Origin of the sequence: Nocardia sp. NPDC057227 (assembly GCF_042669725.1) — a bacterium.
GTDB classification, from domain to species: domain Bacteria; phylum Actinomycetota; class Actinomycetes; order Mycobacteriales; family Mycobacteriaceae; genus Nocardia; species Nocardia asteroides_A.
Map to the genome: position 1 here is coordinate 70,503 of NZ_JBHUXA010000019.1, position 20,464 is coordinate 90,966.

A 20,464-nucleotide genomic window follows, 5' to 3' on the forward strand; every position below is an offset into this window, starting at 1 on the left:
GGGAGCGCTGTCGAAGACGGCGCCACCAGCCCGGTCAGCGCCGACCGGCGCCCCGGGTCACTCCCGGACGCGCTCGGGTGCCCGCGGCTTCCCGCGCAGCATCCGCATGACCGGCTCCACGATCCGCGCCGCCACCGGCCCGATGATCGCCATGAGCAGGACGTAGGTGGTGGCGAGCGCGGTGAACGAGTCGGGCAGCGCCCCCGCCGCCACCGCCAGCCCGGCGATCACGATGGAGAACTCGCCGCGCGCCACCAGCGCTACCCCGGCGCGCGCCCGGCCCATCTCCCCGGCCCCGGCGCGCCCGGCCGCCCACCACCCGGTGGCGATCTTGGTCGCCGTGGTCACCACCGCGAGCAGCAGCGCCCAGGCCAGCACCGGCGGGATGCTGCGCGGGTCGGTGTTCAGCCCGAAGAGCACGAAGAACATGGCGGCGAAGAGGTCGCGCAGCGGCTCCAGGATCTTGGTCGCGGTGTGCGCGGTGGAGTCCGAGATGGCGATCCCGAGCAGGAATGCCCCGACCGCCGCCGACACCTGCACCGCCGAGGCCAGCCCGGCCACGAGCAGCGCCGCCCCCAGCACCTTGAGCAGGAAGATCTCCCGATCGTCGCTGGCTACCAGCGCGGAGACGTAGCGGCCGTAGCGCAGCGCCACCACCAGCACCACCGTCACCGCCGCGAGCGCGATGCCGAGCGTCCACAGCCCGGCGATCAGCCCCACCCCGGCCAGCACCGCGGTGAGCACCGGCAGGTACGCCGCCATGGCCAGATCCTCGAACACCAGGATGGAGAGGATGGTCGGCGTCTCCCGGTTGCCGAGCCTGCCGAGATCGCCGAGCACCTTGGCCACGATCCCGGAGGAGGAGATGTAGGTGACGCCTGCCATGGCGATCGCCCCGACCGGCCCGAGCCCGAGCAGGAAGGCGACGATCACGCCCGGCGTCGCGTTCAGCGCGAGGTCGAGCAGCCCCGCGGGCCAGGATTTCCGCATCCCGGTGACCAGCTCGGCTGCGGTGTACTCCAGCCCGAGCAGCAGCAGGAGCAGGACGACGCCGATCTCACTGGCGAGATGGATGAATTCGTCGACCTCGTGCAGCTGCACCAGCCCGCCGGAGCCGAATATCAATCCGCCGATCAGGTACAGCGGAATCGGGGACATCCCGATCCGCGCCGCCACCCGGCCGAGCACACCGAGACCGAAGAACACCGCTCCGAGCTGGATCAAAGCCAGCGCGGTCTCCTCGATAACCACCGGTCAGCCGTCCCACCCCGTGTCGCGCCTCATTACCTGCACTTTACTCGAGTGCGCTCGACCAAGATCGCCCGACCCCGAAAACGGTAGCGGGCGGCCGCTTTCACACCCCGAGTGCGCGCAGCGGGCGGTCGAGCTCGCTCGCGTAGAAATCGAGGAAGCCGTCCGGGTCCGGGCCCGCGTTCAGCAACACCAGGTGGTCGAAGCCCGCGTCGGCAAAGGGCCGGGCCGCCTCGACGACGCGCGCCGGGTCGCTGCCGCAGGTGAAGTTCTGCTTGATGTCGTCCACCCGGACGGTCTCGGTGGCGGCGGCGAAGTTCACCGGGTTGGGCAGCTCGCTCATGACCTTCCAGCCGGTCACCGCCCAGCGCGCGGTCTCCAGCGCGGCCCGGGCGGCGGTGTCCTCGTCGGGGGCCCAGGCCAGCGGCACCTCGGCGTAGTGCGGGCCGGAGCCGCCTGCCTCGGCGAAGGCGCGCACGAGTTCGGCGTCCGGGTCGGTGGCGAAGAGGCCGTCGCCGAGCTCGGCGGCCAGCCGCGCCGCCTCCGGTCCGCCCGCGGCGACCACCAGCGGCGGCAGCTCGTCCGGCAGGTCGAAGATTCTGGCGTCGGAGAGCTGCAGGTACCTGCCCTCGTAGCTGCGGTACCCGCCCTGCCAGAGCAGCCGGATGATCTCCAGCGCCTCGCGGAACATGGCGTGCCTGGTCTGCACCGGCGGGAACTCGCGCCCGACCACGTGCTCGTTCAGTCGCTCGCCGGAGCCGACGCCGAAGGTGAAGCGGCCGTCGCTGACCAGCGCCAGCGTCGCCGCGGCCTGGGCAACGATCGCCGGGTGGTAGCGGATGATCGGGCAGGTGACCCCGGTGACCAGCCCGGCCCGCTCGGTGCGCGCGGCGATGGCGCCGAGCACCGTCCAGGCGAACGGGGAGTGCCCCTGGTTGTCCAGCCACGGGTGGAAATGGTCGCTGATCTCGACGAAGTCGAACCCGGCCCGCTCGGCCGCGACCGCCTGCCTGATCAGCTCCTTCGGCCCGTACGCCTCCGCGACCAGCTTGTACCCGATCCGCATGACACCTCCGCCCGCGGCCGGGCCCGCCCCGGCCGTCGAGCGGCGCGTACCCGGGCGGCGGCGGCGAAAACTACCAGTGCAGCTGCACCGGGTCGCCGATCCCGGCGTTCTCGTAGAACCAGGCGGCGTCGTCCGGGGCGAGATTCACGCAGCCGTGGCTGACGTTCGCCGAGCCCTGCGACTCCACCGACCACGGCGCCGAGTGCACGAAGACCCCGCCCCAGGTGAGCCGCTCCGCGTACTCGCCCTGGATGAGGTAGCCCTCCGCCGAGCTGAGCGGGATGCCGATGGTGCGCGAATCGAAGGTCACCCGGCGGAACTTCTCCAGGATCGGGAAGGTGCCCGCCGGAGTCTCCCAGCCGGGCTTGCCGTACGAGGCGGGCATGGTGCGCACCGGGACGCCGCCGATGCTCACCGTGAAGGTGTGCGCGGAGATGTCACCCTCGGCGCTGAAGCCGGCGTTGGTCTCGAACTCGGTGCGCCAACCGGCCGCGAAGACCTGAACCTTGGTCCGGGCGGGGAGATAGGCCTCCGGCAGCCAGGTCATCTCGGTGGCGCCGCGCCAGGTCACGTGGCCCGGCACCGCCTCGGGGGCGAGCACGGTCAGTGCCCGCTCGGCCGCCGCGCGATCGGTGACCGGCGCCGCGTAGCGCACGGTGACCGGGGGATAGATCCCGACCGTCGTGCCGTCGGACGGGCTGATCGCGACGATCGCGGGCGTCGCGGGCGCGGTCGCGATGCTGCCGAACGCGGAGCCCGCGCCGGTCACCGCCAGCGCGACCACCGCGGCGAGCAGGAAAAGAGGCCGACACGCGCTCCTCATGACAACCACCTTCGAACCGGGTGTGGTAAGTAGGTGTTCAGCCTAGGCCGTCATGATCTTCGCGGTCCAGCCGAGCGCGCGCCCTCGATCCGGGGTAACCCGGTTGAGACACGGTCGGTTTCAGTTGCCGAGAGCGCGCACGACGTCCGTGTGCAGGGCATCCGCCCGCGCGGTGATCTCCTCGACGCGGGCCAGCGCGGCGGCGAAGTCGGCCAGATCGTTATCAGCGGCCGCGCCGCGCAGCGACACCAGGTTGATCTCGATGTTCAGCCGCGAGCTGGTCGCGGCGGCCCGCGCGGCGTCCGCGGCGGCCCCGATATCGGTGACCACGTTCGGGTTGCCGATGGGCAGCAGGTCGGCCGCGAGCGTGAGCACCTCGTCGGCGGCATCGACCACGTCGGCGGGCACCCGGGCCGCGCCGAGCAGCGATGCGGTGATCGCCGCCCGCTTGGCCGCCTGCTCCGCCGCGGACTCCTTCGGCAGTTTGTAGGCGGCGCCCACCGCGGTGAAGGCGGCCGCGTCGGCGTCGGCCAGGGCGAGCGCGCGCTCCCTGGCGGCGTCCGCGGCGGCGATGATCCGGTCGATCTCCGGCCGGTGCTCGGCGTCCTTCGCCCTGGTGGTGTAGCGCGCGACCATGGCGACCAACGCCGCGCCCTGTGCCGCGTGCAGCGCCGCGACCGCGCCGCCGCCGGGCGCGGGCACCTTGGCGCCCAGCTGCTCCAGGTACGCGGCGACGGTGACGGCGCCGAATCCGGCTTCGGTTCCGGGCTGCGGGCTCGGCGCGGTTGACTGCGACACGGGGCGGCACCTTTCGAGGTCGGTAGCTGGCCGCTACACGCTATCCGACCGCACCGGTGCTCGCCCCGGCCGTAGCCGGGGATATGTTGACCCCATGCGGATCGGATTGGGGATCAACTACTCGGGCGGTTTCAAGGAGGTCGCCGCCGAGGTGGCCGACCTCGAGCGCGCCGGGCTGGACATCGTGTTCGTGCCCGAGGCGTACTCCTTCGACGCGGTGAGCGCGCTCGGCTTCCTGGCCGCCCGCACCGAGCGGGTGCAGCTCGCCTCCGGCATCCTGCAGATCTACACCCGCACCCCCAGCCTCACCGCGATGACCGCGGCCGGCCTCGACTTCGTCTCCGACGGCCGCTTCGTGCTCGGCCTCGGCGCCTCCGGGCCGCAGGTCATCGAGGGTTTCCACGGCCTGCCGTACGACGCGCCGATCGGCCGCACCCGCGAGCTCATCGAGATCTGCCGCAAGGTGTGGCGCCGCGAGCGGCTGGAGTACGACGGCAAGTACTACCGCATCCCGCTGCCGGAGGGCGAGGGCACCGGCCTCGGCAAGCCGCTCAAGCTGATCAACCACCCGGTGCGCGAACGCATCCCGGTGCTGCTCGCCGCGCTCGGCCCGAAGAACGTCGAGCTCGCCGCCGAGCTCGCCGAGGGCTGGCAGCCCATCTTCTTCCTGCCCGAGAAGGCGAAGGACGTCTGGGGCGACGCACTCGCCGCCGGGCAGGCGAAGCGCGACCCCGCGCTCGGTGACCTCGAGGTCTACGCGGGCCCCGCGCTCGCCATCGGCGAGGACGTGACCCCGCTGCTCGAGTTCGTCAAACCGCACCTCGCGCTGTATATCGGCGGCATGGGCGCGCGCGGCAAGAACTTCTACCACACCCTCGCCACCCGCTACGGCTACGGCGCCGAAGCCGACCGCATCCAGGAGCTGTACCTCGCCGGGAAGAAGGAGGAGGCCGCCAAGGCCGTCCCCGACGACCTGGTCCGCGACGTCTCCCTGATCGGCCCGGCCGGCTTCGTGAAGGAGCGCGTCGCCGCCTTCCGCGAGGCAGGCGTCACCGTGCTCAACGTGGTCCCGCTGGCGGGCAGCTCCGCCGAGCGGGTGCAGCTCATCGAGCAGCTCCGCGACATCGTCTGAACGGAGTTCGGCCCCGCCCTTCCCGGGCGGGGCCGAACCACGTGCCGATGGGTCAGCGGCGTCCCGCCACCGCCTCGTCCAGCGTGGCGTACAGCGAGAACACCTGATCCAGGCTGGTCATCTTGAGCTGCCTGCTCGTCGCCGGGCCGTCCGCCACCACCGCGATCGCCGTCGACTCCCCGGCCCGCTGATGCGCGGCCACCAGCGTCGCCATCCCCGCCGAGGCCAGGAAGCTGACCTCGGTCAGGTCGATGATCAGCGACGCGGGCTTCTCGCCGAGGATCGCGTCGATCGCGTTCTCCAGCGCGGGCGCCGTCGCCAGATCCACCTCGCCCGCCACCGCCAGCACCGTCGCGCCCTCGCGCGAGGAGACGGAGGTGGTCATCGTGTCCGTGACGGGGTACGCGTCTCCCGATGTGCTGGTCATGGCTCCACGACACACTTTTCAACGCGAAAACGCAACCTGGATGTGTTCTTGCAGCGACACGCTACACGTTCCGGGAGGTCGATCCGGTGCCCGGAGTGTCGCGGTGCCGTGCCACGACCGGGCGGACATGCCGCGCCAGGGGGTGCGGTTCGCCGGTCAGGACCGCGACCGCGGTCGCCAGTTCGGCCATCGAGGCGCACGGTGGTGGTGCGCTCACGCCCGGCGGCGGCAAACTGCAACCGGAGAGGTGGACTGTAAACCCGAGGACGGCCCACCTGTCGGCGCGCAACTCGCGGGCTGGCCACCACCCATCCGATGTCTATGTGGACCGGCAGGCGGTCACTGCGGAATTACCGCGTCGAGTCTGGCAGCGGCTGCTTCAGCGGCCGGGCAGGGATCATCGGTGCTGTTGAGTGTGACGGAGACGGTGACCGTTCCCCACGGCGATGCCGAGGCGATGTCGCATCGGCCTTGTTCGGGGGTGACAACGGACCTCGTGCGGATGGCGGGGCGGCTGTGGATCGTGATTTCGGTGAAGCCGCTCTCGGCGTTGATCTGCTTGGTGGTGTCGAAGGCGATGGTCGTGGCGGTGACTTCGAGGATCTGCTGCCAGGTCGCGGGGGAGCTGGTCCATTGGCAGAGCCGGATCCGGGGTGTTTCGCGGCTGGTGCCGGTCTCGGTGGCGGGGTCGACGCCGAGTTCGGCCAGTACGGAGTGGGGGATTTCCGTGCACGGATCCCACAGGCCTACAGCGCTGTTCGGTTGCTCGTCGGGTGCTGGGCCGGGGGAGCACGCCGCTGTTGCAAATGCGGTCAGGGTGAGGCCGGCGATCATCGCGTAGTGCCGGTTACCCGGCCACACGGTGTGGGTCATCGGGAGAGTTTCTCGAGCGCGCGGATGGCTCGTTGGCGGACGTAGGGGTCGGGGTCGTTGCGGTAGGGCTCGATGAGGGGGGTGGCGTCGGGGGCACGCAGGCGGGTGAGGGCGTCGATGGCGGCGGCGCGGGTGTCGGGGTGGTGGAGGTGGGCGGCGGCGATGTCGCGGGCGCGGGGATCGCCCTGGCGGGCGATGTAGGTGAGCAGGGCGTTGCGGGTCTGCTCGCCCGGTGGTTGTTCGTCGAGGAGGGTGGCGACGAGGTCGAAGTCGGTGGGGCGGGCGAGGTCGGCGATCGCGGTGGCGGCGTGGAAACGGACGTCGAAGCGCAGGGGCGGGGTGCGGCGCAGCTGGGTGCTGAGCAGGTCGATGATGGCGGGGTTGCCGCGGGCGCTGCGCTTGGCGAGGTTGCGGATGAGGTCCGCGCGCAGGACGGCTTTGTGTTCTTCCGGGGAGCCGAGCACCCCGAAGGCTTCCGGGCCGGGGACCCGTTCGTCGAGGTGGGTGAGCCAGTCGGCGACGATCGGGACCGCGGCGGGCATGTCCGGGAACTTGGTGAGCACGCTCAACGAGTAGCTGCGTACGCCAACGGCGGCGAGCTCGCGGAACAGCCGCAGTTCGAATCCCCCGCGGCCGTCGCGCACGCCCGCGGGTGGATGGTCGAGCCAGTCATCGCCTTCGGGCATGCCCGGGTAGGCAGGGTGGATCAGAGGGGTTTCTTCGGGGGAGTCTCGGGTCGGGGCCGCCGGACCCGGTGATGGTGTCCGGTCGGGGAGTTGCGCGGCGGCGGTCTCGGCGGAGAGCAGTGCCCCGCGTGCTTGCAGGAGTTTGCGGTGGTTCTGCAGCCGGGACCGGACCCGTTCCGCATCGCTGACCCATGCCCTGAGGGCGGTGGCCGGCTCGGCGGGAATCCGGTCGGCGGTGGTGCTGGTCTCGGCTGCGGTCCGTTCGATCCGGTCGATGAGGACGGTCAGCTGTTCGATCACGGTGTCCAGCGCTGCGCGGGGCGAGCCGGGGTCAGTGTCCGTCGCCATCGTCGAGTTCCTTCCTGATCAGGGTGATCCTGCCTTGATCGACGAGTTGCTGGACGTCGGGTGTGAGCTGGGTGCGGTGGTCGGTGACCAGGATGACCGAGTAGCCGACGCTGTCGGCGTAGGTGAGGTAGTTCGTGATCTGGGCGGTGTCGCTGCGGTCGAGGGAGTTCTTGTTCTTGACCTCGGTGATCTGCTCGTTGGGGATGTCGACGTAGTCGGGGGTGTTGGGGCCGCTGACCGGGATGGTCGAGTGCGGGCCCGGGGGGATGCCGGCGCGTTCCTCACCGCGCTCCCCGGTCTCCTCGTTCTGTTTACCGCCGCCACCGTTGTGGATGGGATCGGTCTTGCGCGGGATCCGGCCCAGGATCGGGCGTAGCAGGGCCGAGGAGGCGGTGGCGGTGGTGTAGACGCCGGTGTTCGACTCGATCGCGGCCGCCACGAACTCCTCGAGCTCGGTCATGAGCTCGTGGAAGTGTTTCGTGGCCATGGCGAGGTTCTTCTCGCGTTCGAGCTCGATGGCCTGCTCGCTGACCTGGCGGGCCGGGGGAGGGTTGCCCTTGGCGCCGATCTCGGCGACGTCCAGGGCGATCATCGTGGTGTGCAGGGCATTGAGGATGGCCTGGACCTGCTGGCGTTCGATATCGGTCTTCGTGGCGACTTCCGCGCAGGCCGCGCGCAGCGCGGAGGCGAGCATGCCGGTGTCGCGGTAGGCGGTGGCCAGGAATTTCAGGTCGTCGAGGACGGTGTCGATCTCGGGTTCGGTCTGCTCGTAGAGCGCGGCTTTGACCTCGTCGAACACCGAGTAGCTGTCGGTGTCGGCGCTGGTACCGAAGCCCTGGAACAGCTCACCCGCGGCCGCGATGCGGGTGAAGTCGGCGTCGGGCCATTTCTTGGTGACCCGGGCGGCGATGTAGTCCCAGTGGGCGGGCCGGTCGCCGCTGCCGCCGGCGGAGATCTTGGTCGGGTGCAGGGCGGTGGTGATCGTGGTGCCCTGCGGATTCGCCGGTGGGGTGTAGGGGCCCTGGGCGGGGTCGGTGGCGGCTTCGGTCTCGGCGTGGATGATGCCGAAGGCGTGCACCTGGTAGCCGAGTTCGCGGGCGGCCATCGCGCAGAAGGAGGCGAGCTCGAAGACGTCGGAGGCCGATTGGTCGTAGCTGGTCGACCAGCGCACCCCGGCTTCGTGATGGCCCGCCGAGCGGATCACGTCCAACGCGGTGTCGAGGTCGCGCAGGGCACGGTCGATGGTGGTGCTGGCCAGCACGAGGCGGGCGGCGGCGGTGTAGTACGCCTCCGGCTCGATCACCTCAACCCCCGGCCGCGGAGGAATTGAGGGTGTCGGCGATGGCTCGGCGGGCGGCGGAGTAGTTGTGGTGGGCGTTGTCGAGCTTGGTCCGGTAGTCGGCGAGCTGGGCGATGATCTCCGCGCCCTCGGCCTGCCACATCCGGTGCGCGGTCGCTACGGCATCGGCGGTCTGCCCGGTGAAACCGCTGTCGAGCGCGCTGATGGCGGCGGTGACCGAGCCCATCTCGGTGCTGAGACTGCGCAGGAATCCGTTCAGCGTGCCGGAGAAGGCGGCGAGAGCGTCCAGGTCGAACGAGTGAGCGGCCATGTCAGTGGCTCGGCGGCGGGGTGGAGCCCTCGATCGAGGCCGTGTTCGCCGCCTCCTGGCTCTCCATCGAGTCCGCCGCCGCGGCCAGCGACGTCGCCAGCTCGGTGAGCCGGTCCAGGAACGGGGAGACGGTGGTGAACTCGCGCTGCCACAGAGTCATCATCGAACTCGCCGCCGAGCCGGTCCACGTGGTGTGCAGGTCGGTATGGGCGCTGTCGACAGTGCGGGCCGCGTCGCTGAGCGTGCGCTGCAGATCCTGCAACCGGGTGGCGGCCGCGCGCATCTGCTGCGGTGAAAAGGTCAGCTCGTCACTCACAAACAATCCCCCTCCGAACCTGCCGCCCCGGGGTCGGCAGGAACAACTACAGTCCCCGGTACACGATAACCGGGCAACAGGAGGGTGGGGGTGCGTGGCCAGGAGGTGGCGGGACGAGGCGACACAGCAAGCCCAGGACGATATCGACGCCCTGTTCGCCGTGGCCATGGACCTGGTCGAAAAGCAGCTCGGCAGCCATCGCGGCTTCATCCCCTTCGCCTTGGCCGTCGATCACCACGGCGCCCGATCCCTGCGGACCGCCCCCGCGGCGGCAGCCACGCGGTCGGCGATCATCGACGCCCTGATCCTCGACACCGACCGCGGCACCCACCGTGCCCTGGCCATCGTCCTAGACGTCACCGTCCCGCCCACCGACACCGACGCCGCCGAATTCGTCGTCGAGCACGCCGAGGGAACCGCGCTACAGATCGTCGTTCCCTACACCATCGACGGCAACGAAGGCGGCCAGGTCCACGTCGAACGGGCCACCACCGCCGAAGGCCAACGGCGGATCTGGGGCTTACACCTCTGATCGAGGCCCGCCCTGCGGTATGGAGCCGCACCCCCTGCTCGATGTGGTTGTGCCAGTGCTGTGGCCACCGCGATGGCCGAAGCGAAGCCGGATATCACGAGCGAGCCCACTCTCGGGAGCGGCCACGCTCGGGACGGATCGAGCCTCGGCCGGGCCGGGCTCAGGCGGAGTGCAGGCGCGCGCGGCGGCGGCTGCGCGCGGGATTCGACACGGCGAGGTAGGCGCGCAGCACGCCGCGGATCTCGTGCTCGTTGCGGGCATTCAGCTCGAGCAGCAGCTCCGGGGTGTCGCGGCCGAACACCTCCGCGAGCCGGCGATCGTGGCCGTAGGCGACGCCGCGCAACCAGAGGGCCTGCGCGAGCACGAAGCCGATCGGGAACAGCACCACGACGATCGGGATGGCCAGCCACTTCGGGCTGACGAGGAGAAAGGCCAGTACGCCGACGGCCACGGTGAGCACGGCGGCCGCGGCGAGCGGCTTCCACTTGCCGCGCCGGTACAGCTCCGCGACCACCATCGCGCTGGCCAGCCCGGCGTCCCGCTCGGCCGGGGCGAGTTCGTCGAACACGGGCCCGACCACGAGCAGCGTCTGGTCGGGCCGCGGCACGGCGCGGACGCCTTCGGCTATCCACGCCGGGACCGGTCCCTCCTGGACCTCCGGGGGCTGAATCCCCAGTCGGGTCGCCAGCTCGCGGGTCCGGGTGCCGATGTCATCCACATTCACCGCCACATCATCACGGGGCGGCCGGTGCGGGACGTGCTCGGGGTGCCGATCGAGGCCCTCAGCCGCGGTCGCGAATCCACTGCACCAGGAGGGTGCCGTCGTCGTCCGCGAGCGTGCGTCCGCGGCGCATGGGCCGCCGGGCTGCGGTGGGCGAGTGCGCGATCCGGCTCGCTTCGCCGCCGACGGTGAGCGGCGAGGTGGTGACGCACAGTTCGTCCACCGCGTCGTCGTCGAGCAACTGGCCGAGCAGGGTCGGCCCGCCTTCGCAGAGCACCCGGTGCAGCCCGAGATCGGCGAGCGCGGCGAGCAGTTCGGCGCTGGTCACCGTCGGGCCGCTGCATCGGATGACCCGGACCCCGGCCTGTTCCAGCGCGGCAACTCGCTCGGGGTCGGCCGCGGCGGCGGTGACGAGCACCGGCGCGATCGACGCGGCGGTGACCAGCCGGGAGTCCGGCTCGATCCGGGCCGAGGCGGAGACGACGACCACCGGCGGGATCGGTGCCAGCCCGTGCTCGGCGCGCCACCGCCGAACCTCCTCGTCACCACCGGCCGGGCCGTAGTTCTCCGCGCGCACGGTGCCCGCGCCGACCAGCACCGCGTCCGCGACGGCGCGCAGCGCGAAGAAGAGCGCTTTGTCGGCGGGGGTGGTCAGGGTGGCGACGGTGTCGCCGTCGGTCACCGCGCCGTCGATGCTGCTCACGAAGTTCACCCGGACGTACGGCCGGGTGAGCGCCGGGGGATAGGCGTAGAGCTCGCGCAGCGCGCGGTCGTCGAGGACAGGGTCGAGAGCCGGGAATTCGAGGCGCCGCACAGCCATCTCCCGACCCTACGGGTCGGGTGAAGGCGAGGTTGCGGCCGTAGCGGTGCCGCACGATCGGATGCTCGCGAAGGCTGCCGCGGCGGCGAGTTCGACGGCGGCGAGCACGGGATACCCTCGGGCGCGACCGGATCAACCGCGCGACCATCGCGCTCCTCGACGGGGGCTGAACATGCGCAGCATCGGCGAACGCCTCGACATCGCGGCCCCCGCGGCCGTGCTCGACCGCTCGGCCGCACGGATCGCCGGGTGAGTACGTCGCGGCAGGTGGTGGTGCGCCCCGCCACGCCCGCCGACGCCGAGGCGATGGCGGCACTGCGCGCCGCGGTCGCGGCCGAGGGCCGCTGGATCGGCGCCGAATCGCCGGTGGACGAGGCCGCCGCGGCCGTGGCCATCCGGACGGCGATCGCGGAGGGCAAGGGCGTATTCGTCGCCGACGGCGACGGCGTCCTCGCCGGCACGGCCCACACGTACATCAGCACGGCGGGCGTCACCACCTTCGGGATGATGGTCGCCGCCGGGCACCGCGGGCGCGGCATCGGTGCCGCGCTGCTCGACCGGGTCGTCGCCTGGGCTCGCGAGCAGGGCGCGCACAAGGTGACGCTGCAGGTGTGGCCGCACAACGAACCCGCGATCGCGCTGTACCGGCGCACCGGATTCGAGGTCGAGGGGCGGCTGCGCCGCCACTACCGCCGCCGCGACGGCGAGCTCTGGGACGCCGTGCTGATGGCCCTGCACCTCGATGAAGAAACTCACACGAGTTTTACAACAGCTCGATCGAGTTGTTAGCTTGGGGGCATGACGCTGCAACCCACCCCGCGGGCCGGACGCAGGGAATGGTCGGCCCTCGCGGTCCTGGTGCTGGTCGTCACGCTGCTCGCGGTCGACGGCACCGTCCTCTACCTGGCGGTCCCGTCGCTCACCGCCGACATCGCGCCGAGCGCGACCCAGCTGCTCTGGATCGGCGACATCTACTCGTTCGTCCTCGCCGGGCTGCTCATCACCATGGGCAATGTCGCCGACCGGATCGGCCGCAAGCGGCTGCTGCTGGCGGGTGCGGCGGCGTTCGGCGCGGCGTCGGCGCTGGCGGCGTTCGCGCCGAACGCCGAGACGCTGATCGCCGCCCGCGCGCTGCTCGGGATCGCGGGTGCGACGCTCATGCCGTCGACGCTGTCGATCGTGCGCGCCATGTTCGCCGACGCGAAGCAGCGGACCACCGCGATCGCGGTGTGGTCGACCGGCGCGATGGCGGGCGCGGCGGTCGGGCCGCTGGTCGGCGGGGTGCTGCTGGAGCACTTCTGGTGGGGTTCGGTGTTCCTGATCAACCTGCCGATCATGGCGCTGGTGCTGATCGCGGGGCCGGTGCTGATCCCCGAGTCCCGCGGCGACACCGCGACGTCCATCGACGTGCTGTCCTCGGTGCTGTCCATCCTGGCGATCGTGCCGCTGGTGTACGCGGTGAAGCACTGGGTCGGCAGCGGGTGGGACCTCACGGTCCCGCTCTGCGCGGCGACCGGGGTCACGGCCGGGCTGATCTTCGTGCGCAGGCAGCTGCGGCTGGCGCATCCGCTGCTCGACATCACGCTGTTCCGGGTGCCCGCCTTCGCCGGGTCGGTGGCCGCGAACGGCCTGGCGATCTTCGCCTTCGTCGGGCTGCTCTACTTCTTCTCGCAGTACCTGCAGCTGGTGCGCGGGTACGGGCCGCTGCGGGCCGGGCTGGCCGAGCTGCCGACGACGCTGGCCGCGATGGCGGTGATCGCCTTCGTCGGCGTGCTGGCGGCGCGGCTCGGGGCCGGGCGCGCGATCGCGCTCGGGCTCGGATTCGGTGCGCTCGGGCTGGCCGGGATCGGGCTCACCACGTTCCGGTCCACCTACTGGGGGCTCGGTCTCGCCCTGGTCGTCGTCGGGCTCGGGATCGGTGTGGCGATGACGCTCTCCACCGACGCGGTGGTCTCGGCGGTGCCGAAGGAGCGCGCCGGCGCCGCCTCGGCGATCGCCGAGACCGCGTACGAACTCGGCACGGCGCTCGGCATCGCGGTGCTCGGCTCGATCCACCTCGCCGTGTACCGCGCGCACCTGGATCTGCCCGCCGGGACCGCCCCGGCCGACGCGGCGTCCGCCGAGGCGTCGCTCGCGGGCACCGTCGGCTCCGTCGCCGACCCGGTGGTGGTCGAGCACGCCAGGACGGCCTTCGCCACCGCGGTGCAGACCACCTCGTTCATCGCGGCCGTGCTGCTCGTCGCCTCGGCGGTTGTGGCCTGGAGGGTGATTCCCTCGCCCCGAGGTGCCAGGGTTGGGACCCGTGACGCGCACTGAACCGGCCACGACCCGGGACAAGGAACGCACCCGCCGGGCAATCCTGGACGCCGCGGGGCGCATGCTCTCCGAGCACGGCTCCAAGGCCAGCCTCGCCGAGATCGCCAAGGCCGCCGGGGTGACGCAGAGCGGGCTGCGGCACCACTTCCCGAGCCGGGACTCCCTGCTCTGCGGCGTGGTCGAGGACACGATCGAGCGCATGTGGAGCGAGATCCACGCGCACGTCGACCTCGCCGAGAACCGGCCGGGCAAGCTCCTGCGCGGCTACATCCGCGCCATGACCGGCGACAGCGACTTCTTCGCGACGGTGCTCGACCCCACCGGGCTGGCCGCGGCGATCGGCAACCCGCCGGGGGTCGACGAACTCTTCGCGCGCGATGCCGAGCGGTGGCGGGCCGCCCTGGCCGCGGACGGGCTGCCCGCGGCGCGGGTGCTGGTGATCGAGCACGCCGCCGAGGGGCTCGCGGTCGCCCGGTCCAGCCCGTACCTGAACGCCGCGGAGCTCGCGCTGGCAAGGGCCGAGCTGCTCGCCATGACCGAGCCCGGCTGACCGCGGCCCGAACCCGTTCCGTCCCCAGGAAATTGGGGGCTCGGCGAGCGTCGCCCCGTGCGACAGGGTGGCATCGGCTCGTGTGGCTCGTGCGCACGGCGGAGGAACGGAGAACCGATGCGGATGGGTTTCGCGGTCGTCGCCCGCGGGGCGACGGTGCCCGCCGGGAGCGCGGCCGGGCAGGCGCCGCGCACGCCGATCGAGCCGCGAGCCGGGTACCGAGCGTGATCGGGAGAGCGGCGCGCTGGGCGGGAGCGCTGGCGCTGGCCGTCGCCGCGCTCGTCCCCTCGGCGCCTGCGGCCGGGGCGGATGGGGACGGCAGTGCGCTGGTCGTGCTGGGTGACTCCTTCGCCGCGAATGGGTTCCGCTGGGAGGCCGACGCGAAGGAGTGCCTGCGCGGCGAGACCTCCTGGCCCAATCAGCTGAGCCGCCTGACGGGCACGGCGAACACCCCGGACTTCGTCGACCGCTCCTGCTCCGGCGCGGCCATCGAATCGGACCGCGGCTACTCGCTGGTGCGCGAAACGCTCGACGCCGACCGGGCGGGCGGCTTCGGCCCGCGCACCCGCATGGTGGCGATCCAGTTCGGGCTCAACGACGACTGGGGCGTCGAGCACCGGGCCACGCTCTGGACCTCGCTCATCCCGTGCGTGTTCAACCTGGCCGACGGCTGCGACCGGGATGCCGCGGCCGCGGGCCGGATCACCGACTTCCGCGCGGTCACCGGCCCGGCCTACGCGGCCCGAATCGGCGACGTGGTGCGGTACCTGCGCTACTACGCGCCGAACGCGCGGATCGTGCTGGTCGGGTACCCGGAGCTCTTTCCGTCCGGCCAGGACTCGGTGTGCCTGAACATCCTGGGCGCGGGCGCCTTCGTCCAGCCGCGCGGCGGCGGGCTGATCGAGTACCTGGACCGGATCGACGCCGCGCAGCGGGCGGCGGCCGCACAGCTCGGCATCGACTTCCTCGACACCAGGGCACTCACCGCCGGGCACGGGCTGTGCTCGGCCGCGCCGTGGCTGAACGGCGTGCTGGACCCGCGGGCCGACCCGGTCGGACTCCCGTTCCACCCGTCGGCGCACGGCGACGCGGTGCTCGCCGCCGCGCTGCACGAGCGCTACGGGCGCTGATTTCGCGCTCCGCCGAAGATCTTTTACGATTCGATGTCGGCGGAGGCGACCGATCGGCAACAGGGGCAGCGGGCGGGGCACGGCATCGGCCTCCTCGACACGCTGCCCGAGGTGGAGCTGGCCGTGCCGCCGGGCGAGCTGGTCTGGCGGCCCGGCCCGTTCCACCGCGCGCTGGCCGCGCTGCCGGTGGTCTTCCCGCCCTCGCATCCGCTGCCCGTGCTGTAGCAGCGCCTACGGTGGAGGCCGTGGATACCCAGCTGAGCGCCCGCGTCGCCGCACTGATGACGCGGGCCCGTGCCGATCTGGCCGAACTCGTGGCGCACCGCTCGGTGCACCTCGAGCCGGGCAGCGGGGCGGCGTGCCGGGCCGCGGCCGAGTGGAGCGCGAAGGCCTGCGCCGAGCTCGGCTTCGAGGTCGAGGTGATCGAGACCTCGGACGGCAGCCCGGCGGTGGTCGGGTACCGCCCCGGCGCCACCCCCGACGCGCGCACGGTGCTGCTGTACAGCCACCACGACGTGCAGCCCGCCGGGCCGGTCGAGCGCTGGAGTTCGCCGCCGTTCGAGCTCACCGAGCGGGCAGGCCGCTGGTACGGCCGCGGCGCGGCGGACTGCAAGGGCAACCTGGTCGCGCACCTGACCGCGCTGCGCGCCGCCGGAGCCACCGGCTGCGCGGTGCGGATCGTGGTCGAGGGGTCGGAGGAGGCGGGCGGCGCCGGGCTGGACGACCTCGCCAGGCAGCGCCCCGAGCTCTTCGACGCCGACGTGATCGTCATCGGCGACACCGGCAACGTCGCCGTCGGCACCCCGACGCTCACCACCAGCCTGCGCGGCGTGGTGAACGCGAAGGTCACCGTGCGGGCGCTCGGCTCGGCGGTGCACTCCGGGCAGTTCGGCGGCGCGGCGCCGGATGCCATGGCCGCGCTGCTGCACGGGCTGGCCTCGCTGCGCGACGCCGCGGGCGACACCACCATCGACGGCGTCCCCGGCGGCCAGCGCTGGACCGGCGCGCCCTACCCGCCGGAGGTCTTCCGCGCCGACTCCACCGCGCTGCCGGGCACCGAGCTGCTCGGCACCGGCACCCCCGCCGACATGGTGTGGGCGCGTCCGGCGGTGACCGTCATCGGCATCGACGCCCCCGGCACCGCCGACGCCGTGGCCGCGGTGATCCCGGAGGCGGCCGCGCTGCTGAACCTGCGGGTCCCGCCCGGGCTCGACCCGCGCGCCACCTACGACGCGCTCGCCGCCCACCTGCGTGCGCACATCCCCTGGCAGGTCGAGGTGGCGGTCGAGGCGCAGGCGATCGGCGCGCCCTTCGCCGCCGCCACCGACGGCCCCGGCTACCGCGCGCTCACCGCGGCGCTGCGCACCGCCTACGGCGCCGAGGTGGTGCACTCCGGGCAGGGCGGCTCGATCCCGCTCTGCACGGTGCTGGCCGAGGTGGTGCCGCGCGCCGAGATCGCGCTGCTCGGCGTCGAGGAGCCGCTGTGCCGGATCCACGCCGTCGACGAGAGCGTCGACCCGGAGGAGCTGCGCCGCACCGCGCTCGCCGAGGCGCTCTTCCTGACCGGCTTCGCCTGAGCGCGTTCCCCGCCCGGAATCCGTGGCAGGATTTCCGGTATGCCCACGCAGGCTTTCACACAGCGGAGTTTCGAGCGGGCGGTGTCCGGCGGAGCCATCGTCCTGGTCGACTACTGGGCGTCCTGGTGCGGCTGGTGCACCCGGTTCGCGCCGGTCTTCGAGGAATCGTCGAACCTGCACCGCGACATCGTGCATGCCACGGTCGACACCGAGGCCGAGTCGGCGCTGGCGGCCGCCGCGCAGGTCACCGGGTTGCCGACGCTGCACGCCTACCGGGAGGGGCTGCTGGTCTACGCGAACGCGGGCTTCCACACCGCCGCCCAGCTCGAAGACGTGGTGCAGCAGGTGATGTGGCTGGACATGGACGCCGTCCGGCGCGAGATGGGGGTCGCACCGAATCGATCGGCCGCGACCACCGCGGCACCGTTCGAGACGGTCGTGCAGGCCGGGCTCGCCCCGGGCCCGACCCCGTACGGCTGGCCGGGGCTGCGCGCCGGGTAGCCCCGCGGGGGATCGTGCGGGCGCCGATCACACCGAGCGGCCGCCGTGCCGGTGCGACCAGCGGCGGATCGGGATCGCGAGGAGTAGCAGGAGCAGCGACCACAGCCCGACGACCGGGAATACCAGCACCAGGGCCAGCGCCGCGAGCCCGGCGCCGACCGCGGCCCACCGCGCGGCCGGGGCGGTCGGCCCGCCGTCATCGGCGAGCAGCCCGGCGCGGTGCAGGATCAGCGCCTGGCCGCGCAGCAGCGCCATGACCACGACGATCGTCCCGACGTAGAGGCCGAGGGTGAGCCGGTCGCGGGTGTGGGAGTAGACGTCGAGCACGGTGACGACCGGCAGGAACACGATCCCCGCCAGCCACAGCAGGTTCAGCCGGACCAGGATCGGGGTGTAGCCGGTGGCGCGTTCGTAGAGGCTGTGGTGGTCGCGCCAGAAGGAGCTGATCACCACGAAGCTGATGCCCGCCGCCCACAGCGCGTAGCTGTTGTCGGAGAGGAACTCCGCGGTGCTGCCCTCGCCCACGTCGCGGGCGCTGTCCACCAGCGGTAGCACGATCAGGGTGATCGCGATGGCCACCACCGCGTCGCTGAAGAAGATCAGCCGCTCGAGGCCGCGCTCGGTACGACGCTGCCCTGCCGGTTCCGCCACGATCGGACTCTAACCCGGCGGCCTGGCTTTCGGGCGCCGCACGGAGCAGGGTGGAGGGTGCTTCACTCCGCAGTGAAAGGATCCACCGTGCCCGGCCGAACCGAGAACCGTTCCTTGCTCACCCGTCTCGCGCTCGCAGGCGTCTGCGCCGCGATCCCGCTCGTTGCCCTCGCCGCGCCCGCGGTCGCCGCCCCCGATCGGCGGGTGGAGGTCGGCGCACCCTTCGACTGCCACGTCTGGGACGGTCCGACGCTGCCCGGGCAGAAGTGCTATCCGCACGAGCGGCGCAACCGGCCGCAGGAGCCGCCGCGGGACGAGCCGAACCGGCCGACCCCGAGCGACTACTTCGGCCCCGGCTGGTTCGGCAGCAGCTAGCGGTGGCGGTGCTCGCCCGGTAGCGCTCAGGAGAGCGTCTGGGCGCCGATCACGCCGAGCAGCTGGAGCTTCTCGTAGCTCTCGCTGCCGGGCGCCGCGGTGAAGACGAGCAGGTGGTGCGCGTGCTCGGGGTCGAGCAGGGTCTGGCAGTGCAGCTCGAGCGCGCCGACCTCCGGGTGCACCAGCCGCTTCACCTGGGCCGGGCGGATGCCGATCTCGTGCACCTCCCAGAGCGCGCGGAACTCGGGGCTCGCGGCGAGCAGCAGCTCGGCGTAGTGCTCGGCGCGGGAGCCGGGGCCGCGGCGGGTGAGCACCTCGCGAAGCCCGGAGGTGTAGACCCGGGAGAGGAAGGCGTGGTCGGCCGGGTGGTAGCGCTCCCGGACGGCGGGATCGGTGAACCAGCGGTAGCCGATGGAGCGCCGCGGTCCGGTGAGCGCGGCGGTGTCGCCGGTGAGCGCGACCCCGAGCGGGGTCTGGCGCAGCGTCTCGCCGAGTTCGGTGACGATCTCGGCGGGGGTGTCCTGCAACCGGTCGAGGATCCGGAGCATGCCCGCGCCGATGTGCTCGCCGCTCGTGCCGCGGGCGGGGGAGTTGTGCCCGCCGAGCCGGAACAGGTGGTCGCGCTCGTCCAGGGTGAGCCGCAGCCCCTGCGCCATGGCGGCGAGCATCTGCACCGACGGGTGCGGGCCGCGCTCGCGCTCCAGCCGCGTGTAGTAGTCGGCCGACATGTGACAGAGCGCCGCGACCTCCTCGCGGCGCAGCCCGCTGGTCCGGCGGCGCGGGCCGCGCGGGAGGCCGACGTCCTCCGGTTGCAGCGCAGCCCGCCTGCGGCGCAGGAACTCCGCGAGACCCGGTCGATCGATCATCTCGGGTCCTCCTCTCGTTCTGCTTCGTTTCTACTGGCAGGCGGGGTCGCGAGCCACGGATCGGTGATCCCTGGATGCGCGCGGGCGGGTCGGCGACGGTGGAGGCAACCGACCTCTGGAGGACACCGTGCCACGCAGAACCATCGACATCACCGTTCCGCCGCTCACCGGACGGCGCGCCGTGCTCACCGGCGGGAGCGACGGCATCGGGCTCGGCATCGCGACCCGGCTGGCCGCGGCCGGCGCCGAGGTGGTGCTGCCGGTGCGCAGCGCGGGCAAGGGAGCGGCGGCGCTGGAGCGGATCCGCGCGGCGGCACCCGGCGCGGCGGTCTCGCTGCGCGAGCTCGACCTCTCCTCGCTCGCCTCGGTCGCGGCGCTCGGCCGGACCCTGCGGGACGAGGGCCTCCCGATCCACCTGCTCGTCAACAACGCCGGGGTGATGACCCCGCCGGAGCAGCGCCGCACCGCCGACGGCTTCGAGTTGCAGTTCGGCACCAACCACCTGGGTCACTTCGCCCTGGTGGCGGAGCTGCTGCCGCTGCTGCGGGCGGGGGAAGCCAGGGTGACCTCGCAGCTCAGCATCGCCGCGAACGGCGGGGCGATCAACTGGGCCGACCCGAACTGGGAGCGCTCCTACGACGGCATGCGCGCCTACCGCCACTCCAAGATCGCGCTCGGGCTCTTCGGGCTGGAGCTGGACCGGCGCAGCCGCGCCGCGGGGTGGGGCATCAGCAGCAACCTGGCGCACCCCGGCGTCGCCCCGACCAGCCTGCTCGCCGCGCGCCCCGAGGTCGGGCGGGCCGGGGACACCCCCCAGGTGCGGGTGATCCGGTGGCTCTCCGCGCGCGGCATCCTGGTCGGCACCGCCGAGACCGCCGGACTGCCCGCGCTCTACGCCGCCACCGCGCCGGAGGCGCAGCCGGGGCGGCTCTACGGACCGTCCGGGCCGGGGCACCTCGGCGGCGCGCCCGCCGAGCAGAAGCTGTTCTCCCGGTTGCGCGATCCCGAGGACGCGGAGCGCATGTGGAGGCTCTCCGCGGAGCTCACCGGGGCCGTCTACCGGGCGGGCTGACATTCGGGCGCCGTGCGGAGCAG

The 20,464-nt window shown here is 72.5% G+C and carries 24 protein-coding genes and 1 pseudogene; 11 read left to right on the forward strand and 14 right to left on the reverse strand.

Annotation, left to right across the window (positions count from 1 at the left end; all coding sequences use genetic code 11):
* Positions 1 to 57: 57 nt before the first annotated feature.
* The 4 genes from ACFUJ1_RS24240 to ACFUJ1_RS24255 all read right to left on the reverse strand — a co-directional run bounded on the left by ACFUJ1_RS24240 (position 58) and on the right by ACFUJ1_RS24255 (position 3,938).
* On the reverse strand, positions 58 to 1,245 hold the full coding sequence (locus ACFUJ1_RS24240) for a cation:proton antiporter (protein ID WP_378649209.1): 1,188 nt from the start codon (positions 1,243 to 1,245) through the stop codon (positions 58 to 60).
* A 109-nt stretch (positions 1,246 to 1,354) separates the two neighbouring features.
* Entirely contained in the window at positions 1,355 to 2,317 is a 963-nt protein-coding gene (locus tag ACFUJ1_RS24245; protein ID WP_378649075.1) for a TIGR03557 family F420-dependent LLM class oxidoreductase, read from the reverse strand.
* Positions 2,318 to 2,387: 70 nt separating this feature from the next.
* The gene (locus ACFUJ1_RS24250) at positions 2,388 to 3,140 is read right to left on the reverse strand and encodes a L,D-transpeptidase (protein ID WP_378649077.1); all 753 of its coding nucleotides are present in this window, start codon (positions 3,138 to 3,140) and stop codon (positions 2,388 to 2,390) included.
* A 120-nt stretch (positions 3,141 to 3,260) separates the two neighbouring features.
* Positions 3,261 to 3,938, reverse strand: a complete 678-nt coding sequence (locus ACFUJ1_RS24255; protein WP_378649079.1) for a cyclodeaminase/cyclohydrolase family protein — start codon at positions 3,936 to 3,938, stop codon at positions 3,261 to 3,263.
* On the opposite strand from ACFUJ1_RS24255, the gene ACFUJ1_RS24260 reads away from it, so the two are divergent.
* Positions 3,877 to 5,070: an LLM class F420-dependent oxidoreductase gene (locus ACFUJ1_RS24260; RefSeq protein WP_378649081.1), complete on the forward strand. Its 1,194-nt coding sequence runs from the start codon at positions 3,877 to 3,879 to the stop codon at positions 5,068 to 5,070. The two genes, ACFUJ1_RS24255 and ACFUJ1_RS24260, sit on opposite strands and share 62 nt — an antisense overlap.
* Positions 5,071 to 5,122: 52 nt before the next feature.
* Here ACFUJ1_RS24260 and ACFUJ1_RS24265 read toward each other — a convergent pair whose 3' ends face one another.
* The 6 genes from ACFUJ1_RS24265 to ACFUJ1_RS24290 all read right to left on the reverse strand — a co-directional run bounded on the left by ACFUJ1_RS24265 (position 5,123) and on the right by ACFUJ1_RS24290 (position 9,330).
* Positions 5,123 to 5,455, reverse strand: coding sequence for an STAS domain-containing protein (locus ACFUJ1_RS24265; RefSeq protein WP_378649083.1), 333 nt, complete (start codon positions 5,453 to 5,455; stop codon positions 5,123 to 5,125).
* Positions 5,456 to 5,836: 381 nt separating this feature from the next.
* Positions 5,837 to 6,370 (reverse strand): DUF3558 family protein, encoded by a 534-nt coding sequence (locus ACFUJ1_RS24270; protein ID WP_378649084.1) that lies wholly within the window; start codon positions 6,368 to 6,370, stop codon positions 5,837 to 5,839.
* Positions 6,367 to 7,404, reverse strand: a complete 1,038-nt coding sequence (locus ACFUJ1_RS24275) for a HEAT repeat domain-containing protein (RefSeq protein WP_378649086.1) — start codon at positions 7,402 to 7,404, stop codon at positions 6,367 to 6,369. The genes ACFUJ1_RS24270 and ACFUJ1_RS24275 overlap by 4 nt, the downstream gene beginning before the upstream one ends.
* A complete protein-coding gene (locus ACFUJ1_RS24280) occupies positions 7,388 to 8,707 on the reverse strand; it encodes a putative toxin (protein ID WP_378649088.1) in 1,320 nt (439 codons plus the stop codon). The genes ACFUJ1_RS24275 and ACFUJ1_RS24280 overlap by 17 nt, the downstream gene beginning before the upstream one ends.
* A gap of 1 nt (position 8,708) precedes the next feature.
* Entirely contained in the window at positions 8,709 to 9,014 is a 306-nt protein-coding gene (locus tag ACFUJ1_RS24285; RefSeq protein ID WP_378649090.1) for a WXG100 family type VII secretion target, read from the reverse strand.
* Position 9,015: 1 nt separating this feature from the next.
* Positions 9,016 to 9,330 (reverse strand): WXG100 family type VII secretion target, encoded by a 315-nt coding sequence (locus ACFUJ1_RS24290; protein WP_378649092.1) that lies wholly within the window; start codon positions 9,328 to 9,330, stop codon positions 9,016 to 9,018.
* A 94-nt stretch (positions 9,331 to 9,424) separates the two neighbouring features.
* Here ACFUJ1_RS24290 and ACFUJ1_RS24295 point away from each other — a divergent pair, with 94 nt between their 5' ends.
* The gene (locus tag ACFUJ1_RS24295) at positions 9,425 to 9,862 is read left to right on the forward strand and encodes a hypothetical protein (protein ID WP_378649094.1); all 438 of its coding nucleotides are present in this window, start codon (positions 9,425 to 9,427) and stop codon (positions 9,860 to 9,862) included.
* Between the two features lie 160 nt (positions 9,863 to 10,022).
* On the opposite strand, the gene ACFUJ1_RS24300 is transcribed toward ACFUJ1_RS24295, so the two are convergent.
* Complete coding sequence (locus ACFUJ1_RS24300; RefSeq protein ID WP_378649096.1) at positions 10,023 to 10,586, reverse strand: hypothetical protein; 564 nt, start codon at positions 10,584 to 10,586, stop codon at positions 10,023 to 10,025.
* Between the two features lie 58 nt (positions 10,587 to 10,644).
* Entirely contained in the window at positions 10,645 to 11,403 is a 759-nt protein-coding gene (locus tag ACFUJ1_RS24305; protein ID WP_378649098.1) for a pyrimidine reductase family protein, read from the reverse strand.
* A gap of 249 nt (positions 11,404 to 11,652) precedes the next feature.
* On the opposite strand from ACFUJ1_RS24305, the gene ACFUJ1_RS24310 reads away from it, so the two are divergent.
* The 7 genes and pseudogenes from ACFUJ1_RS24310 to ACFUJ1_RS24340 all read left to right on the forward strand — a co-directional run bounded on the left by ACFUJ1_RS24310 (position 11,653) and on the right by ACFUJ1_RS24340 (position 17,477).
* On the forward strand, positions 11,653 to 12,192 hold the full coding sequence (locus tag ACFUJ1_RS24310) for a GNAT family N-acetyltransferase (protein ID WP_378649100.1): 540 nt from the start codon (positions 11,653 to 11,655) through the stop codon (positions 12,190 to 12,192).
* A 9-nt stretch (positions 12,193 to 12,201) separates the two neighbouring features.
* On the forward strand, positions 12,202 to 13,719 hold the full coding sequence (locus tag ACFUJ1_RS24315) for an MFS transporter (protein WP_378649102.1): 1,518 nt from the start codon (positions 12,202 to 12,204) through the stop codon (positions 13,717 to 13,719).
* Entirely contained in the window at positions 13,706 to 14,269 is a 564-nt protein-coding gene (locus ACFUJ1_RS24320; RefSeq protein ID WP_378649104.1) for a TetR/AcrR family transcriptional regulator, read from the forward strand. The genes ACFUJ1_RS24315 and ACFUJ1_RS24320 overlap by 14 nt, the downstream gene beginning before the upstream one ends.
* A gap of 224 nt (positions 14,270 to 14,493) precedes the next feature.
* On the forward strand, positions 14,494 to 15,399 hold the full coding sequence (locus ACFUJ1_RS24325) for an SGNH/GDSL hydrolase family protein (protein ID WP_378649106.1): 906 nt from the start codon (positions 14,494 to 14,496) through the stop codon (positions 15,397 to 15,399).
* 90 nt (positions 15,400 to 15,489) lie between these two features.
* Positions 15,490 to 15,624 (forward strand): annotated as a pseudogene (locus ACFUJ1_RS24330) (cytochrome P450); the annotation flags it as partial.
* Positions 15,625 to 15,635: 11 nt separating this feature from the next.
* Positions 15,636 to 16,976, forward strand: coding sequence for a dipeptidase (locus tag ACFUJ1_RS24335; RefSeq protein WP_378649108.1), 1,341 nt, complete (start codon positions 15,636 to 15,638; stop codon positions 16,974 to 16,976).
* Positions 16,977 to 17,015: 39 nt separating this feature from the next.
* Complete coding sequence (locus ACFUJ1_RS24340) at positions 17,016 to 17,477, forward strand: thioredoxin family protein (protein WP_378649110.1); 462 nt, start codon at positions 17,016 to 17,018, stop codon at positions 17,475 to 17,477.
* A 27-nt stretch (positions 17,478 to 17,504) separates the two neighbouring features.
* On the opposite strand, the gene ACFUJ1_RS24345 is transcribed toward ACFUJ1_RS24340, so the two are convergent.
* A complete protein-coding gene (locus ACFUJ1_RS24345) occupies positions 17,505 to 18,128 on the reverse strand; it encodes a TMEM175 family protein (protein WP_378649112.1) in 624 nt (207 codons plus the stop codon).
* Positions 18,129 to 18,215: 87 nt separating this feature from the next.
* Between ACFUJ1_RS24345 and ACFUJ1_RS24350 the strand changes: the two genes are divergently transcribed.
* Positions 18,216 to 18,503: a hypothetical protein gene (locus ACFUJ1_RS24350; protein ID WP_378649114.1), complete on the forward strand. Its 288-nt coding sequence runs from the start codon at positions 18,216 to 18,218 to the stop codon at positions 18,501 to 18,503.
* A gap of 26 nt (positions 18,504 to 18,529) precedes the next feature.
* On the opposite strand, the gene ACFUJ1_RS24355 is transcribed toward ACFUJ1_RS24350, so the two are convergent.
* Positions 18,530 to 19,369, reverse strand: a complete 840-nt coding sequence (locus ACFUJ1_RS24355) for a helix-turn-helix transcriptional regulator (RefSeq protein WP_378649116.1) — start codon at positions 19,367 to 19,369, stop codon at positions 18,530 to 18,532.
* A 127-nt stretch (positions 19,370 to 19,496) separates the two neighbouring features.
* Between ACFUJ1_RS24355 and ACFUJ1_RS24360 the strand changes: the two genes are divergently transcribed.
* Positions 19,497 to 20,441 carry an SDR family oxidoreductase gene (locus ACFUJ1_RS24360; protein ID WP_378649118.1) on the forward strand — a complete coding sequence of 315 codons (945 nt, stop codon included), beginning with the start codon at positions 19,497 to 19,499 and terminating at the stop codon, positions 20,439 to 20,441.
* Positions 20,442 to 20,464: the final 23 nt, after the last annotated feature.